Source organism: Gemmata palustris (assembly GCF_017939745.1).
In the GTDB taxonomy this organism is placed as follows: domain Bacteria; phylum Planctomycetota; class Planctomycetia; order Gemmatales; family Gemmataceae; genus Gemmata; species Gemmata palustris.
Genome location: NZ_JAGKQQ010000001.1, coordinates 8037435 through 8054370, shown reverse-complemented (window position 1 = coordinate 8054370; position 16936 = coordinate 8037435). Strand labels below are relative to the sequence as shown.

Genomic DNA, 16936 nt, shown 5'->3' with positions numbered 1-16936 from the left:
TCGCTTTGTTGCAATTATAAACAAATACGACACCCAGAATCTGGCGCGGAAGATTAGTGGGAGAAGTCGCCCGCACCTTTGGGCGGGGTACGGTCGCCGTAGAAGCTGTAGAGCATCGGGACCAGCACGAGAGTGAGGATGGTGAAGAGCATCCCGCCCACCACCACGACCGCGAGCGGGCGCTGCGACTCGGACCCCATCTTGGTCGAGAACGCGGCGGGCAACAGCCCGAGGATGGCGGCCAGTGCGGTCATCACCACGGGCCGAACGAGTTGCCGCGTACCGCGGGCGAGGGCCTCGTTCAGATCGACCCCGCGGGCGCGCAACCCATTGAAGGCGGAGACGAACAGCAGCCCGTTCATCACCGCGACGCCGAGGATTGAGATGAACCCGACCGCCGCGGAGATGTTGAAATTCAGCCCCGCGAGTTTGAGCGCCCATACCCCGCCCACGCCCATCGCCAACACATTGGCAAATACCACGGCCGCGTCGAGGAAGGACCGGAACGCGAGGTACAACAGGAGCGCAATGAGCGCCAGGGACAACGCGAACATCCGCGCCATCCGCTTCTCGGCCGCCTCCATCTGCTTGAACTCGCCGCTCCACTCGGCCCGGTACGGCGCTTTCAGGAGCGGCTCCACCGCGGCCCGCGCCTCGCTGACCGTACTCGCCAAGTCGCGCCCGCGGACCTCGAACTTGATCGCGATGAGGCGCTGGCCCTGTTCGCGGTAGATCGTGGACGCACCGGGGCGCAGGAACGACCCGCCCGGGTCGGGCTGGCCGTTGGCGTTGATCGGCGTTACGAGGTCGTCGAGGCGCCGGGTCGGGGTCGTTGTCCACACGGGGGCCGCGTTGTACGGGTTGCCGGTCGATACGGGGGGCGCGACGGCCGAACCCGTGGGGGACGTGCCGGTGGCCGCGCCGCTGAACGGCGAACTCGGTGCCCCGGGCGCTCCCCCCGCGGTGACCGTGTTGCCGACCGGCACGGGGATCGAGCGAATGGCGGTTTCGTCCGCCCGCAACCGCAGCGGCCACCGGACCGTGAGGTCGGCCTGTTTCTCCCCCTCCTGGATTTGCGTCGCGGCCCTGCCGCCAACGGCCGACCCGATCACGGCCTGCACGTCCGCGGCCGACACGTTCCAGGACGCGCACTTGCTCCGGTCGATCGGGAACTCCAGGCTCGTTTGCCCCTGAATGCGGAACACGCCCGGGTTCTCGACGCCCGGAACGGAATCCAACCGGTCCTTGATCTGCCCGGCGATCCGCTCCAGGGCGTCGAGTTCCGGCCCGATCACCTTGATCGAGTTCTCCCCCTTCACGCCCGACAGCGCTTCCATCACGTTGTCGCGGATGATTTGCGAAATGTCCCAGTCCACACCGGGGAACCGCTGAGCGAGGGCCGCGTTCAGGTCGCCTACCAGTTCCGCTTTCTTCCGCGGGCGGCCGTATTTCGGGTGCGCCGGCCACTGCGGTTCCGGGCGGAGCGGGCAAAACGTCTCGACGTTGTAGTAGCCCGTAGGGTCGGTCCCGTCGTCCGGTCGACCGATCGCCGGGACGACCACAGCGAACTCGGGGAACTCGTGCAGCAGTTCGCGCAATTGCCGCGCCCGCGCCCCGGATTCTTCGAGCGACACGTTTACAGGAAACGTGCCCCGAACCATCAGGTTCCCCTCTTCCAGTTCCGGCATGAACTCGCGCCCCATGTTGGCCGAGACGACCCCGGTGTAACACAGTCCCCCGGCGAACACCGCGAGCGCGAACCAGCGCAGCCGGAGAATAACCCTAAGTTGCGTGAGGAACACCCAGTTCAGGGCACGAACGAGGCGGTTCTCGGGGTCACCGTGGCGCGGAACGAAGGCGAACTTGAGCGGTGCGAGAATCACCGGGAGCAGAAGCGCCCATGATAGAGTCCGCGTGGCGCGCGCCCAAAAACCGGTGCCGGGCGGTTTGTCTAGGTTCCCCAAGAGCAGCAGGCACAACACCGGCGACACGGTGAGAGCGAGCACTAGCGCGCCGGCCAGCGCGAACGCATACGTGTCGGCCATCGGCCCGAAAATCTGGCCCTCCGGCCCCTTCATGGTGAACAGCGGGAGCAGCGCGCATACCATGACCACGGTCGCGAAGAACAAGCTCTTCGTGACCGCGCCGCAAGCCGCCGAGATGCGCTCGGCCAACGGCACGTCCGCGTGTTCGTCCGAGTTCAGGTGGCGGTAAATGCTCTCCACGATGATAACGGATGAGTCCACGATGATGCCGAAGTCCACGGCGCCGATGGACAGCAGGTTGGCCGACTTCCCCCGCGCGTAGAGCACCCCGAATGCGAAGAGCAGCGCCAGCGGAATGTTGATCGCAACGATCACCGAGGCGCGGACGTTCCCGAGGAACATGAGCAGGATCGCCGTCACCAGTGCCATGCCGATCAACAGGTTCTCGTTGACCGTTTCGGTGGTGCGGTTGATGAGTTCGGTGCGGTTGTAAAACGGGGAAATCCGCATCCCCGCGGGGAGCTTGCCGGGCTGGTTCAGTTCGTCGATCCGGGCGAGCACGTCCGTCAGCGCGGGGAGCGACTCCTGCCCCTTGCGGAGCAGCACGATCCCCTGAACGACATCGTCCTCGTCGCTCCACCGGCCATCGTCCCACCCGTCCCACCGCCCGGCGGTCGCGTAGAAGCGCCAGCCGGTCGGTTCGCTGGGGGGCAGCCGGTCGCCCAATTCGGCGCGCACCGCAGCGCGCTCCGCGTCCGACAGCGCCGCCCACGATCGCGCACCGGCCGGGCGCTCCTGCCAGCGCATGTGTTCGTCCCGCCACCACACCGATTGCGCCGGGTCGCCCGGTTCCGGTGCGGGACCGACGAACAGGCTCCGCAACTCCTCGCCGAAACTCGGGGACGTGGGTTCGGGCCAGTTGCGCTGCTGGCGGACGTGCCGCTGTTCGCGATCGGATAGAGCCGCCCACTCGCGGGCACGCAGCGGGCGGCTGATCCCCACGCGCCCCTGCCGCGTCTGGTTCCCCACGACCACTCCGCGCCCGGTCAGTGCCTTGCTCCACGCGAGTTTCATCGCGGTCGTCGCGTCGTCATCGCGCGGGGTGCCGTCCGTGTTCAGCACCGGGCCATCGTCCCACCGCGCCGCGGGGTCCCATTCGCCGGTGCCGTCCGGCTTCTGGAACAGCTTGGCCGGGTTCACCGAGCCGTCCGCGTTGAGAACCGGTCCGCCGTCAACGAGATTGTCCACGCGAACCGGAACGGTGTTCACTGCCGCGACCGCGACTTGCCGGATCTCGCGGCACCGGCGGGCTTCTTCGACCCGGAGGTGGGCCGCGGCCCGTGCGGGGTCGCGCGCCGCCAGCGTCGGGAGGTAGGGGTCTTGCCCCTGTCCGATCAGCCCCAGCGACCGGACCACGACGGTGCGCTGGTTCCCTTGCGTGAGGTTGTCGCCGCTCCCGTTCGCGTTCGCCGCACCGAGAGCCGCTTGCAGTTGAGCGAGAGTCACGCCGTACTGCCGGAGCCGGTCCGGGTCGGGTTGGACCTCGTACCGCTTCACGGTCCCACCGATCCCGGTCACCCCGGCGATCCGAGGGACGCGCAGCAGCTCGCGCTGGACGACGTAATCCTCAATGGCTTTCAGGTCACTCAGGGCGTAGAGCGGGCGCCCGGCCGCGTCCTTCGGGTTGTAAATGGTGAACCGGAGGATCTCGCCGACCGGGGAGGCGGGGGAAATTTGGGGCGTGACACCGGGCGGCAAGTTCACCGACGCGAGCCGATTGAGCACGTCTTGTTTGGCCTGATCGTAGTCGCGCGAGTAATCGAACTGGTTGCGGACGTGGGCCAACCCGAACAGCGATTTGCTCCGGGTCGTTTCGAGTCCCGGCATACCCGCGAGAGCCACTTCGAGAGGGACCGTGACCTGGCGCTCGACCTCTTCGGCGCTGGCGCCGGGGTACAGGGCAACGACCTCGATGATTGCCGGTGCCGGGTCGGGGTACGCTTCGATGTTGACGTGAGCGAAAGCGTAGCCCCCGGTCACGGCGAGGGCGGTCACGAGAATCATGACGACGAGCGGATTCGCGACCGCCCAACCGATTAACTTCTGGATCATCGGGCGAACCCTGTTTCCGGGCGCGGTTACGGCTTCGGTTGGGGGAGGTCGGCGAACGCGCTCCCGAGCAGGAGCGAGCCGGCGGTGACGACCGCGTCACCGACCTTCGGGGCGCCGGGCAGCGCGGCGAGGGCGATCGCGTCCCGGGACCGGCGCACGACCGTCACCGGGCACCGAACGTACCGGTCCCCGGACGTGTCGGCGCGGACGAAAACGGCGCTCTCGCGGCCGTCTTCGACCACGGCCTCGGCGGGGACTTCGATCTCGTCACTCGCGGTCGGGATCTTCACGGTCACGGTCACGGCCATGCCCGCGCGCAGCTCGCCCTTCTCGTTCTCGACGGTGCCCGTCACGAGTGCGGTGTGTTGCGCGGGATCGATCGCCATCCCGATCCGTTCGAGGCGCCCGGCGTGTGCGACGCCCGGTGAAGCGGTCGCACTGATGCTCCACTCGCGCGGGAGCACGAGCTTGGACAATAAGGGAAGGTCTTCCTCGTAAACGTGAACCCACACAGCCAGGGTCGAAACGTCTCCGATGCGGAACAAGTCGGTCGTCGTGTCGACCACTTGACCCGCGGCGACGTTCTTTTCGAGAACGACGCCGCTGATCGGGGCCTTCACCTCGACCCGTGCCCACTTCGCCGGGTCGGTCCGCTTCGCGTCCGGCGCGGACAACTGGTCGGCACTCTCCCGCAGCGCGGCAATCTCGTCCGCCGGCACGCGCCAGGCGCGGAGCGTCGCTTCGGCGCGCTCAACGGCCACACGATCGGACTGAACTGTCCGCTCCGCTTCGCGCACCGACCGCTCCGCGGTCCCGTTGATCTGGTAGAGTTCTTCCAACCGGTAATAGGTCTTCTCGTCCGTTTTCAGTTTGGAAACCGCGTCCACGAACTCGCTCTTCTTGGCGCCGAGGTCCGCGCTCCACACCACCGCCAACACGTCCCCTCGATTGACCCTGTCACCAACGCGCAGAGCGGGCGCAGCGGTCGAAAGCGAAGCGGACGCGCTCGGGACAGCCCCCGACGCGCGCGCGCCATCGGCCTCCGTGACCTGGCCGGCAAACGGCGACTGCACGCGGACCAATCGGCCGTTATCGAAGTTGAGGATTCCCTGGAACGACGGGAGGTTGCGCGTGGAGGGCGCCTGCGCCGCGGGCGCGGTCTTCAGCCCGAGCGAAGCTCGCACGTCCGAGGGGACGACGATCTCGTTGACCCCACAGCGATGGATCTTGGGCGGGGCACCCGAATCTTTTCTCTCAACGGCCTCCCCGCCCCCACTGCTCGCCGAGCGCACGGTGCCCGCGGCCAGCCAGGTGGCCGTGCCACCGGCGATGAGAACAACGCCCCCGACCGCCAGCGCACGACCGACGGGACCGAGCCGTTCGGTAAGGGCGGACAGTGTGAGCATGATGTCCCCTGGTGAGCCGCCACGGTGTCGCGCACGGTTGTGTAGAAGAGCCATTATCAATTTTCGTGCCGAACAAAACCGGCAGCAAAAAATCGACAGAAATGTTTGCGAAATAGAGAGATAAGGCCCCGATACGTTTTCGATCTGAGAAGTGACAAAGTGGTACAGGTGGTCGTCGGCCGACCCGCAAAAAGCGCGTCGGCTAGTCGGCGTGGTCGTCCTCCGCGCTCAGGCTCCGCTCGATTGTCAAGCCGAGAGCCCGGAGCTTGTGACGCAGGCTCCCGCGCGTGATGCCGAGTAGCTCCGCGGCCCGGAGTTGGTTCCCGCCCGTGCGCTCCAGAACCCGCGTGAGGAGTTGCCGTTCGAGCAACGTGAGGCTCTCGGCGTACAACTCGCGCGAGCCGGCTTCCAGGCGTTCGGCAATGAACTGGTCCCAGTCGAGTGCGGGGCGGTTGGGAGCCGCGGGCGCGGGCGGCGGGGCGCCACCATTGCCGTTGCTGGTCTCGGCGGGCGGAGCCGTAACGTCTTTCTGCAGCGCCGTGAGAACGTCGGGCAGGAGAATGCCCCCGCTCATTTTGAGCATGCCCTGTTTCAGGACGCTCTGGAGCTCCCGGATGTTGCCCGGCCACCGGTACCGCCGCAGCGCGTCGCGAAATTCCGGGGCCACGACCGGCACCGGTCGGCCGAATTCCGACGCGAACCGGTTCAGGTAATAATCGGTGAGCAGGTCGATGTCATCGCCCCGTTGTCGTAGCGACGGGAGGGCGATAGTGAACACGTTGAGCCGGAAGTACAGGTCGGAGCGGAAGCGCCCCTGGGCCACCTGTTTCTCCAGATCGGCATTGGTCGCGGCGATCACGCGCACGTCGGTCTGGAGGGTCTCGGTCCCCCCCACGCGCTCGAACCGCTGCTCCTGAATAGCGCGGAGCAGTTTGACCTGGGACAAGAGCGGGAGCTCGCCCAGTTCGTCGAGGAAGAGCGTTCCGCCCGTACACTGCTCGAACTTGCCGATGCGCTTGCGATCCGCGCCCGTAAACGCGCCCTTCTCGTGCCCGAACAACTCGCTCTCCAAGAGCGGCTCGGGGATGGCCCCGCAGTTCACGGCCAGGAACGGCTTGTCGGCTCGGTTCCCGTGCTGGTAGATGGCCCGGGCCACGAGTTCCTTGCCGGTGCCGGTGTCGCCCAGAATGAGCACCGTGGCATCGGTCCCGGCGACGCGCCCGATGGCCTTGTACACCTCGTGCATCGCCGGGCACCGGCCGACGAGCGCGTCGGCATCGGCGGGAGCCGGCGCGGTCTCGGCCACCACCGCCGGCACGCTCATGAGCCGGCTCACCTCGGCCGCGCGGCCGATCAGATCCCGCAACTGCTCGAACGGGAGCGGCTTGGGCAGGTAGTCGAACGCCCCGCGCTTCATCGCCTGGATCGCGAGCTCGGTCGTCCCGTGCCCGGTAATCAGAATGACCGGCGTGCGGGCGTCGATCAGCTTGATGCGGTCGAACGTCTGCAACCCGGTCGAATCGGGGAGGTTCACGTCGAGAACCACGACGTCCGGCTTCCGCTCCGCGAACAGGGCCAGTCCCTCGTCCGCGGTTCGGACCGTGAGCGTTTCGTAAGTGGGCGGGTAGAACGCCTTGCGGAAGGCGTGCTGGATCGCCGGCTCGTCGTCGATCAGCAGTAACAGCGGCATCGCGTGTCTCGCGCCCGGGGCGCATTATCGGGTGGGGAGGCGAACCAAAAACGTGGCCCCGCCGGCCGGCCGATTGAACCCGTGCAGTCCCCCGCCGTGATCTTCCACGATTCGCCGGGACACCACCAGCCCAAGGCCGACCCCGGTCTCCTTGCCCGTCGCGAACGGCTCGAACAGGCGCGGGAGCATGTCCGGCGCGATCCCCGCCCCGGTGTCACTCACAGTGAGGGTGGCGTCGGTACCGTCGCGCCCGACGGTCAATTCGAGGGCACCGCCCGTCGGCATCGCGTCCAGCGCGTTGAGCATCAAGTTGACGACCACTTGGCGGAGCTGGCCCGGGTCCGCGTTGAGAGCCGTCGGCCCCGGTGGGGCGAACCGGACCGTGACCCCCTGCTGCGCCGCGCGCCCGCGAACCAGTTGTACGGCGCTGTCCGCGACCGCGGTCAGGTCGCACGCCACGCGCTCCAGTTTCGGCGGGCGTGCGTAGTCGAGCAACGTGCGCAGGGACTGCTCGATCCGGCCCAGTTCGTTGTCAATGAGGGTCAGATCGTCGTCCGTGAGCGCCCCGGCCTTGGGGTCCAGTCGGGCCATCTGAACGAGCAGTAGCACCGAGGTGAGCGGGTTGCGGATCTCGTGCGCGACCCCGGCGGCGAGTTGCCCCACGGCCGCCAGTCGCTCCGCCCGGCGCACGTCCTGTTCCCGCTGCTGTAATTGACGCACCACCTGTTCGACCCGGTTCGCGAGTTCGTCCGACCCGTCGGGGCCGGCGTGCCCGTCCCGTTGCCATTCGACGGTGGCGAGGTCCTGCATCCCGGACGCATCCTGGAGCCGAATCAGCAGCGAATCCACCGCCCGGCGGAGCCCGCGTGCCAACCCGTACCCGAGTAACAGACCGGCGGCCGACCCGAGCACCCCGACCGCGACGAACCCCCACGTCAGTCGGCGCAGGGTCGTCCGGTGGTCGAGTTCCGATTTCTCGATCTCCAGGGCGTTGAAGTCGCGCAACCGGTCGCACTCGGGAATGGTGTGCGAAGTCAGGTACTCGGCCGCCATCTCACCGAAGGTCAGCGAACACAGATACAGGTATTTGGTGAAACTCTCGGCCACCCGCTCCGCGAGGTCCTTCTCCGCCCCCTTGTCGGCCAGGCGCACGATCTCCGCGAGGTGCGACTTGACCCGCTCGTGGAGCGGCTCCAGGTTGGTTACCCCGCGCTGGTGGAGCGCGGCGAGATCAACGAGCGTCTCGTGCAGGTTGGCGGCCGCGCGCCGGCTCCCGATGTTCTCGTTCAGAACTTCGGCCGTTCGGAGCTGTTGCGCGTTCAGGTATACCGCCACCGCGACGGACGTGGCCAGCAGGAGCGCGCTGGACACGCTGGTAGCGAGTAACAGGCGCCCGGGGTAATTGTGTAACGGCACATCGCACCCGTGTCGGTGTCGGGCATCACCGGCAATATACTCTCCGCCCCCGCGCCCAGCGGACCAAGTGTCGTACCGGCGCGAAGTTCTCTTAGCGGCTCGGGCCGCACGGCGAACATCGCCTTAACAGCGGAGCACTCGCGATCCTCCGCTCGGCCCGAGTCCGATTCAGACGAAGCGCGGAGATTAGAAGAGCTTCCCAGTGAACGGGACGGCGCGAACGGATCGCGGTCTCGGCTTCGACCCAACTGATGTCCGCCGCAAAGCCGGGGGCCTCGAACGGTACGAACGCGCCGGGCCAACCCGATGTGGTTGCGCAGCGCGGGCGCTCGTGCGGCTGGAGTACCGTCGGCTCACCACCGGCGCCAGTTGGTTCGCGCCCAAGTGAGGATCGTCCGCGGGGCCGCTTGGCCAAGCCCCTCCATCGACTTCCCAACCCCGCTACTACGTAACTCGTACACCTTTTGCCTTGTCATTCGGCGGCTTCCAGTTCCGCGGTCATGGCCCCTTTGCAGCGCGGGATGCGGGGGTCGGCGCCGTAAGAGTGGATCTGGTCGCGCTTCAGTTCGGCGCGCTCCAGGCTGGTGGTGCAGACGATGGCGCGGCCCTTCGTGTCCACGATCTTCGCGAGCTGGTACCCCTTCTCGATCGGGTGGCCGAACAGGGCCTTCAGCATCTCGATCACGTACTCGTAGCTGTGGTCGTCGTCGTTGAGCAGCACGACGTGATAGGGGGGCTGCCGCTTCGTGCGCTGGTCCGTCTCGACTTCAGTGTCGGGGAGAGTGGCCGGTCCGGGCATGTCGCGTTCTCCGTAGCCCAGTGAGTCCCCTCTTATTGTCACCGATCCCGGCGCGGGGTCAACCCGTCAGGGGTTCTAAGTTCCAGAGTTCCAGCGGTTACACGTTCCAACAGTTCCACGTTTCACAGTTCCAAGTGGAGATGAAAAGCGAACGCATTTCGACTTGGGGCGCGGAGCCGCCGGAGCTCCGCGACTGTTGGAACGTGGGACGTGGGTCTCGGGCACTCCCGACGGATCACACCCGCATCTTCTGAATGCCGGCGGCGGCGATGCGGCTCGTGTTGGTGGTCGGCCCGGCGCCGGGCTCGAGGCGCCCGAAGGTGACCACGGCGATGTCGTCGTTCTGCGCGCGGCCGTTGGCGTGCTTGCGCACCGCGTTAACGAGGCGCTCGCCCAGGTGCTTGGGGCGCTGGGCGTCGGCGTTCAGGGCCGAGTCGTCGGGGACGAGGCACCGGTCCACGGCCTCGGGGCCGAACATCGCGCCGGCCGGGTTCATCGCGTCCGTCACGCCGTCGGTGAACATGGCCAGCGAGTCGCCCACGTCCAGCCGGACCGTGACCTGCACGAACGGGTACCCGGGCTGGGCGCCGATGGGCGTGCCGGTGTCGTCGAGGGAGATCGCGTCGATCAGTTGGTCGGTGGCCGCGCGGTACAGCTTGGGGCTCATGTGCCCGGCGTTCACGATGGTGAGCGCGTGGTCGATCGGGTCGAGGACCAGGACCGCGAGGGTCACGAACCGGTCGCCCATCGAGTTGCTCATCTGGTCGTTGAGCAGGGCCACGGCTTGCGCGAGGTCGGGCACGGTGAGCAGGCAGAACCGTACTTCGGAACTGAGTTTGGCGACGAGCAGCGCCGCCGAGACGCCCTTCCCGGCCACGTCGCCGAGCACGATGGCCATGCGCCCGTCGCGGAGCGGCACGAAGTCGTAGTAGTCGCCGCCGACCGTCTGGGCCGGCGAGTAGTGCGAGTAGAACTCGTACCCCAGCACGTCGGGCAGCGTTTGGGGCAGGAACCCGAGCTGCACCTTGCGGGCCAACTCGATCTCCTTCGCCTCCTTCTCGCGCTCGAGCATCTGGGCGAGCATCCGGGCCTTCTCGATCGAGATGCTCGCGAGATTGGCGACGATCGTGAGCAGGTTCAGGTCGTCGAGGCTGAACTTCTTGGTGCGGTCCTGGGTGTCCAGTTGGAGCGCCCCGATGGGGCGCCCGTCGGCGGTCGCGAGCGGCACGCACATCACCGAGCGGATCTTGAACTCGGCGATGCTCGCGGCCGGGCCGAGCGAGGCGTCGTTGCCCGCGTCCTCACTCAGGTACGACTGCATCGAGTCGAGGGTCTTCTTCACGATGGTCTTGCTGAACCGCGTGTCCTCCATCCCGGCCCGGCGGCTCTTGACCACTTTGGGCAGGGCGCGGCCGTTCTCCTCGAGCATCAGAACGAAGCACCGGTCGGCCTGCTTGAAGACCCCGAACAGCGTGTCGGCGATCTGCGCGAGCAGCGGGTCGAATTCGTGCGTGCGGGACAGGTTCGTGCTGATTTCCAGGAGCGCGCGGAGCCGGTCCGACGGGGCCACTTCCAGGAAGCTCTGGGCGGCCCCCTTCGTGGCCGAGCCCTCGATCGTGGTCTGCCCGTTCTCTTCCTCGTCGTCGGCGGTGCGGCCCTTGGACAGCCAGTCCGGGAGCGGCTGCGGGCGGACCGCGCGCTCGTCGTGGAACCGGAACAGGAAGTCGCAGATCTTGATCCGGTCGTCCGGCTTGAGCGCCAGCCGGCCCGTGACCTCTTTGCTGTTCACGTATGTGCGGTTGCGGCTCTTGAGATCCTCAATGAAGAACTGCCCCCCGACCCGCAGCACCTGCGCGTGCCTGCGGCTCACCGCGTGGTGCGGGATGACGATCTGGCACTCCTTCTCGTCGCGCCCGATCACGAGGGTCTCCCCGTTCAGGGGAATGTTCTTGTTCGGCGCGGACCCTTCGGGTGACTTCAACAGAATGAGTGACGGCATGGACAGCGCCCGCAATGTAGAAAACGGAACGACGATCGGAACAACGCGGACAAATCACCTCGAATGGTACCGCTCCGGCCCAATTTCCGCAAGCAACCAAACCAGGCGCACGCGCGCAGTTTCAGTTCAAGATAGAATACGCTTAACGGGGTCCGTGTCGGACAACACAGACGTAATTATCAGGGGAATAGTCATGTCCGGGAAGAAACCTCAGCGGCGGAAGAAAACCGCACCCAAGGTCACCGGAGTGGTCGGCGTGGGACTGGACGGTGAGGACGGGCACACCCGCGTGACCCGCACCGAGGAGATGGTCGTGGTCGGCGGCTCCGCGGGCACCCACGAGCGGATGCAGGAAACGGCGATCCGGTTCGGCGAGAACCTCGAAAAGCGGGGCAAAACGCTTCAGGAAGCGTCCGTCCACGAGGTCATCGACCTGCTCCGCGCCGCGATCGAAAAAACGGGCTGACCAATGAGGAAGAGTGGCCGCCGATGAACGCAGATAGACGCGGATTCAGAACAAGGCAGATTGGCCACAAAAAAGCACAAAGGGCACAAAAGAAGACCGAAAACCAAGTCGAGAAAGTAGTAACGGAACAGAGCGACTTTTGAGGTTCTGTCTTCTGACCTCTGATTTCTGTTCTCTTGGTTCCCTTTTGTGCCCTTTGTGCTTTTTTGTGGCCAATCTGTCTTTTGCTTTAATCGTGCCTTTCATCTGCGGCTCATCTTTCTCTTCGTGCTTTCGGTCCAAATTCCGCTCTGTGAGCCGCGAACACCATTTCTGAAACCCCTCCTTGCGTTCGCGGGTACATCAGAGTCAGAGGGTAGGTCGTGTCCGCCGACGCCGCGCTCGTGAAACGGTGCCTGACCGGTTGCCCGGCATCGGCGCGCGAACTGGTCGAGCGGTTCCAGTCCGACGTTCTCGCCGTTTGTCGGCGCCTACTCGCGAGCGAGCACGACGCCGAAGACGTTGCACAGGAAGTGTTTATCCGCGTGTTCCGGAGCATGAACCGGTGGGACACCGAGCGCCCGCTGCGCCCGTGGGTTCTGGGCATCGCGGTGAACCGGTGCCGCACCTGGATCGGCAAACGTGCCCGTGCGCCGAGCCTGGCGGACTACCTCGACGACACCCCCGACCGCAAGCCCGCGGACGACTCGGTGGAGCTGGCCGGCGAACTCCGCGCCGCGGTGGACGGGCTGCGACACGAGTACCGCGAAGTGTTCGTGCTGTTCCACGAGCACGGCCAGCCGTATGAGGAGATCGCGGAAGCGGTGGGGCGCCCGGTTGGGACGGTGAAAACGTGGCTGCACCGCGCGCGGCTCGAAATTCTGGATCGCCTGCGGAGTCGCGGACTCGTACCCGAAGAAGAAGTACCCAAAGCCCCTAGCCCGGGGTGAGCGAGCCATGCGAGAGCCTTACGATCTCTTCGACACCGAACCCACTCCGCCGGCGTGCCGTGCGACCGTTGACGGCATCCAGCGCGTGCTCGACGGCGACGTTCCGCCCGAAGCGCTCGACGCGGATCCGCACTTCGGCGCGTGCGCGACCTGCCGCGAGCGCCTGCGTGCCGCGCGGGTGCTCCTCTCCGTTCTCGCGACACCGAGCGAACCGGCCCCAGCGCCCGTAGACTTCACGGATCGCGTGCTCCACGCGGTACACGCAGATCGGCACACGCAGACGCGCCGAAGTGTCTACAAGGCCGCAACGTGGGCCGTGCTCACCGCGGCGGTTCTCTTGGCGGTGTTCGCCATTACGAATCCGGCCCAAAAGCCCGAACAGGACCCGGATATGTGGCTCCCGAAAGAAACGGCAAAACAAACGGAGGTCGCCCCGGAACCGCGTGTGAAGGGCACGCGCCCGACCCCGGACCCGATCCACATCGGCGATGAGGTCGCGAAAGCCGGTCAGGTGTTCCGCGACGCCCCGAAGCCGATCACGGATTCCGTCGCGCTCGCGCCGAAGCTGATCGATGTACTGGCCAACCCGTTCACGATGCCGGCCGGCCCGGGCGCGCCGATGGGAATGGAAGAGGTGCTGCAGCCGGCCCGCAAGTCGATCTCGGAACTGCCCGAGGCCGCCCGCCTCGTTCTCGAACCGGTCACCGGGACCGCACAGAAGGCGTTCAGCCGTTTGCTGCGCGACGTGGCTTCCGTGAACCCCAAACCGAACTCTTGAGTGCTTGGTGCGTTCTGCGTGCCGGCTCGTCTTAATCGTCTCCGAGTGACGGGCACGCTTCGGGTGCCCACTACTTTCAAACCGAGCGCCTTCCCATGCTCGTCCGCGCCGCTCTCGTTCTCACGCTCCTCCTCGGTCTCAGCGTTCCGGTTCTCGCGGCTCCCGTTCCGACCGCGCGCGACGAGGCCCTGCGGCTCGCGCCCACCGACTGCGCGATCGTGCTCGTGGTGCAGAACCTCCGCGACCACATGACGGCCCTCAGCGAGTCGCCGTTCGCCGCGTGGTTCCCCACGTCCGCACACGGCAAGCACCTCCTGAACTCGGACGACTTCAAGAAGTTCACCGACGGCGCGACGCCCGTTCTCGGCGCGCTCGGGCTCACCCCCACGGACCTGTTTCACGACATCATCGGCGACGCGGTGGTGTTCGCATACGCGCCCGCGCCGGCCGGCAACCCGAAGGGCGAGCGGTCGGTGATTCTTATCCGCCCGCGAAAGCCCGATGCGCTCGCAAAAGTGCTCGATGCGCTCAACGACATCCAGATGAAGTCGAAAGAGCTGAAGTCGCTGATCGAGCGCAAATCCTCTGGCGAAGTGTACTTCGAGCGTCAGAAACCCGACGGCCCGTCGGACTTCTACTGCTTCCGCGACGGCGTGTTCGCGTTCTCGCAATCGGAACCCGACATCAAGGCGGTCATCGAACGCGACAGGGGCGCAAAAGACAAGCCGCCGGTACTCGTCGAGCGCCTGACGAAGCTCGGTGTGGCCGATGCCGCGGCCGTCGTGCTCGTGAATCCACGTGCTTTAGACCTGGAACTCACGGCCAAGATCAAGAACGCAAACCCCGACGAAAAAGGGTTCCTCACGAAGTTCGCCGAGGTGTGGACCGCGACTGATGCCGCTGCGCTGTACCTGTCCGTTGAGAAAGACGTCGAACTCGGAGTGTCACTGCATTTCACCCCCGAGAAGCTCCCCGTCGGTCTGAAACCGTGGATCGTGGGCGAGCGCACGCCGTCCGCCCTGTGGAGCAGCGTTCCCGATAACGCCCTACTCGCGCTCGCGGGCCGCGCGAAGGTGAACGACATCATCGACGTGCTGGCGGCGCTCGCACCCATGAACGGCAAGCCCGGCGTTCGCGAGACACTGGAGCAAACGCTCGGCCCCGTCGTCGGGAAGGACAAACTCTCTCTGGTCTTGGAGGCGCTCGGCCCCGACGCGGTGGTGTGGGCCGCTCCGCCCGCGAAGGGCGCGACCGTGCCCGTAGTGGTCGCTGCATTGAAAGTGCAAACCGATGGGCCAAAGGGGGCGGAGGCGTCGAAGGCGCTGGTGCAGGCGCTGGAGTACGGCTTCCAGGTGGTTCGCATCGCGTACAACGCGAGCCACAAAGACCAGATCGAGCTGAAAGAAGAGAAGGACGGCGACGCGGTCATCAAGTCGCTCGCCAGCGACGGGTTCCCCGCGGGGGTGCGCCCGTGCTTCGCGCTGAAAAGTGGGTATCTGCTCGTTTCCTCGTCACCAGACGCAATCAAGTCGTTCCGCGCGCCCGCGAACGACGCCAAATCCGGGGGCGATGTCCCTCTCGCGCGATTCAACGCGGTCTCGGCACGCGACTACCTGACCGCACACGCTCCGCAACTCGCGAAGCTCCTGGCCGAAGCCGGCGCGGGCGACGAAATGGCACTGACAGCGCAACTCGGGGTGCTAGCCGCGGTTCTGGAGCCGATCGACAAAGTGGAACTGCTCACCCGCGGCGACGCGAACGGGCTGAAGGTCATGCTCCGGGTGAAGACCGCGAAGCCGCTGAAGAAGTAGGTCGCGGCTCGTTCGCTCATTCCCAGGTGCACGTGCCGCGTTTCGCGCACTTGGGGTGTGGTATCAAACCAACTCAGTACCGCGTTTCCAAGCCAATAATCAGCCCCTGTGCCCAGAAGTCGGAGCGGTTCACGATTCGTGCGGGGCGGTCGGACGCGAACCCGGGTCCGGCGCCGTTCACGATCGGGATTTGCCCCGGGTTCAGCGTGCGGTCGATCTGGTCGCCGGGCCGGACCGCGTCACTCAAGTAGACGAACGTGTAGCCGAGGTACACGCGGCCCGCGTCACCGAGCCGGAAGCCGAATTTGATCGTCCCCTCAGGCACTACCGCGAACACACCGTTGGCCGTGCGGCCCGCACTCGATGGCTGCACGTAAATGCCGCTCCCACCGAACCCGCGCGTCGCCAGTCCGCCGAGAACCGGCGTTTGCAGGACCGTCATCCCCTCGTTCTTCACCACCTCGTAGTTCTGGCCGAACGCGACCTTCGCGGTCATTTCGCAGAACACGCTCCCGCTGCGTGCGTCCGCGTGCAGCCCGAGTTGCCCGCCGTGGAACCGGTTGTGTGCGTCGAACTGGTCCGCGGTCCGGGCGATTCCGGGCATGTCCGCGAACCGGAGCTGCGTTTGCTCCATGCGCAAGCCCTCGTGAACCTGGAAGTAGCGCCAGCCCGCGAGCGCGTTGATTTTCAGGGACTTGTCGTCGACCAGGTTCGCGACCGTGTTTATTTCCCACCCCTGCACCCGGGTCGAAGTGGACACAGTAAACAGCGAACTGTTCACCCCCGGTTGCGCGAGTGTCAGGTACTCGTTCGCGCCGGTGGTGGCGTTCGTGTAGGGCAGCCCGAAGCTGCGCACGGCGCCGTTCAGATCGGTGACGCGCTCGCGGAACGTGCGCGTACCGAGGAACATGTACGTGATCTCGTAACCAACCGTCTCGGAACTGTTCAGCGTCGAGCCCATCGTGAAGCGCCCGCCGGCGCTCGGGTCCGAGTCGATCGCCCGACCTCCAACCAGTAACGAGGTGCCGGGATCACCGAATACGGGCGGGAGCCCGGTCCGCGCGCCGGACACGAGCGGCGGAACCGGCTGGCGCGACGGCCACCAGTACAGCAGTTCGGCGCTGCTCCAGTTCGGGCCGAGCGGCCCGCGCGAGCCGTTCGGCGTGCCGATTTTCACTTCCACACCGGGCTTCACCTCCGGCACCGGCTTCGGCTTCGCATCCGGGGGCGGCGGGGGTTCCAGTTTGGGTTCGGACTTGGCGGCGGGCGGCTCCCGGTCGCCGGGCATGGGGCCGACCGGTGTGAGCGGCTGCGACACTTCTTGACCGGGTTGCAAGAACGGCGGTTCGACCCCGGCCGGTATCACCTGCCCCGGGGGCAGCGGCGCGGGCGGCGGTGGAGAGGCCGGCACCGGTTGCGCGAGGACCGCGACCGGTAGAAATGCGAAGGCGATCACGGCGAGCACCGTGCGCATGCGCGAACTCCCTGCAAGGAATCTCGTCTCCGCGGGGTATGCCGAAAGGCGAAGAACGTGTCCAGATGAAC

Annotated in this window: 11 protein-coding genes; 4 read left to right on the top strand and 7 right to left on the bottom strand. The window is 66.5% G+C overall.

Going from position 1 to position 16936, the window contains the following annotated elements; all coding sequences use genetic code 11:
* Window positions 1-53: 53 nt before the first annotated feature.
* The 6 genes from J8F10_RS33405 to J8F10_RS33380 all read right to left on the bottom strand — a co-directional run bounded on the left by J8F10_RS33405 (window position 54) and on the right by J8F10_RS33380 (window position 11407).
* Window positions 54-4097, bottom strand: coding sequence for an efflux RND transporter permease subunit (locus J8F10_RS33405; RefSeq protein ID WP_246523731.1), 4044 nt, complete (start codon window positions 4095-4097; stop codon window positions 54-56).
* A 26-nt stretch (window positions 4098-4123) separates the two neighbouring features.
* The gene (locus J8F10_RS33400) at window positions 4124-5503 is read right to left on the bottom strand and encodes an efflux RND transporter periplasmic adaptor subunit (protein WP_210661233.1); all 1380 of its coding nucleotides are present in this window, start codon (window positions 5501-5503) and stop codon (window positions 4124-4126) included.
* A 202-nt stretch (window positions 5504-5705) separates the two neighbouring features.
* Entirely contained in the window at window positions 5706-7193 is a 1488-nt protein-coding gene (locus J8F10_RS33395; protein WP_210661231.1) for a sigma-54-dependent transcriptional regulator, read from the bottom strand.
* A gap of 24 nt (window positions 7194-7217) precedes the next feature.
* On the bottom strand, window positions 7218-8609 hold the full coding sequence (locus tag J8F10_RS40470) for a sensor histidine kinase (RefSeq protein WP_210661229.1): 1392 nt from the start codon (window positions 8607-8609) through the stop codon (window positions 7218-7220).
* A 472-nt stretch (window positions 8610-9081) separates the two neighbouring features.
* Window positions 9082-9408: an ATP-dependent Clp protease adaptor ClpS gene (locus tag J8F10_RS33385; protein ID WP_210661227.1), complete on the bottom strand. Its 327-nt coding sequence runs from the start codon at window positions 9406-9408 to the stop codon at window positions 9082-9084.
* 235 nt (window positions 9409-9643) lie between these two features.
* Window positions 9644-11407 (bottom strand): SpoIIE family protein phosphatase, encoded by a 1764-nt coding sequence (locus J8F10_RS33380; protein WP_210661225.1) that lies wholly within the window; start codon window positions 11405-11407, stop codon window positions 9644-9646.
* A 193-nt stretch (window positions 11408-11600) separates the two neighbouring features.
* Between J8F10_RS33380 and J8F10_RS33375 the strand changes: the two genes are divergently transcribed.
* From J8F10_RS33375 to J8F10_RS33360, 4 genes are all read left to right on the top strand, one after another.
* Complete coding sequence (locus J8F10_RS33375) at window positions 11601-11873, top strand: hypothetical protein (RefSeq protein WP_210661223.1); 273 nt, start codon at window positions 11601-11603, stop codon at window positions 11871-11873.
* A gap of 362 nt (window positions 11874-12235) precedes the next feature.
* Window positions 12236-12802 (top strand): RNA polymerase sigma factor, encoded by a 567-nt coding sequence (locus J8F10_RS33370; RefSeq protein ID WP_210661220.1) that lies wholly within the window; start codon window positions 12236-12238, stop codon window positions 12800-12802.
* A gap of 7 nt (window positions 12803-12809) precedes the next feature.
* Window positions 12810-13580 (top strand): hypothetical protein, encoded by a 771-nt coding sequence (locus J8F10_RS33365; RefSeq protein ID WP_210661218.1) that lies wholly within the window; start codon window positions 12810-12812, stop codon window positions 13578-13580.
* 95 nt (window positions 13581-13675) lie between these two features.
* A complete protein-coding gene (locus J8F10_RS33360; protein ID WP_210661216.1) occupies window positions 13676-15391 on the top strand; it encodes a hypothetical protein in 1716 nt (571 codons plus the stop codon).
* 73 nt (window positions 15392-15464) lie between these two features.
* Here J8F10_RS33360 and J8F10_RS33355 read toward each other — a convergent pair whose 3' ends face one another.
* Window positions 15465-16865, bottom strand: coding sequence for a BBP7 family outer membrane beta-barrel protein (locus J8F10_RS33355; RefSeq protein ID WP_210661214.1), 1401 nt, complete (start codon window positions 16863-16865; stop codon window positions 15465-15467).
* Between the last annotated feature and the right edge of the window lie 71 nt (window positions 16866-16936).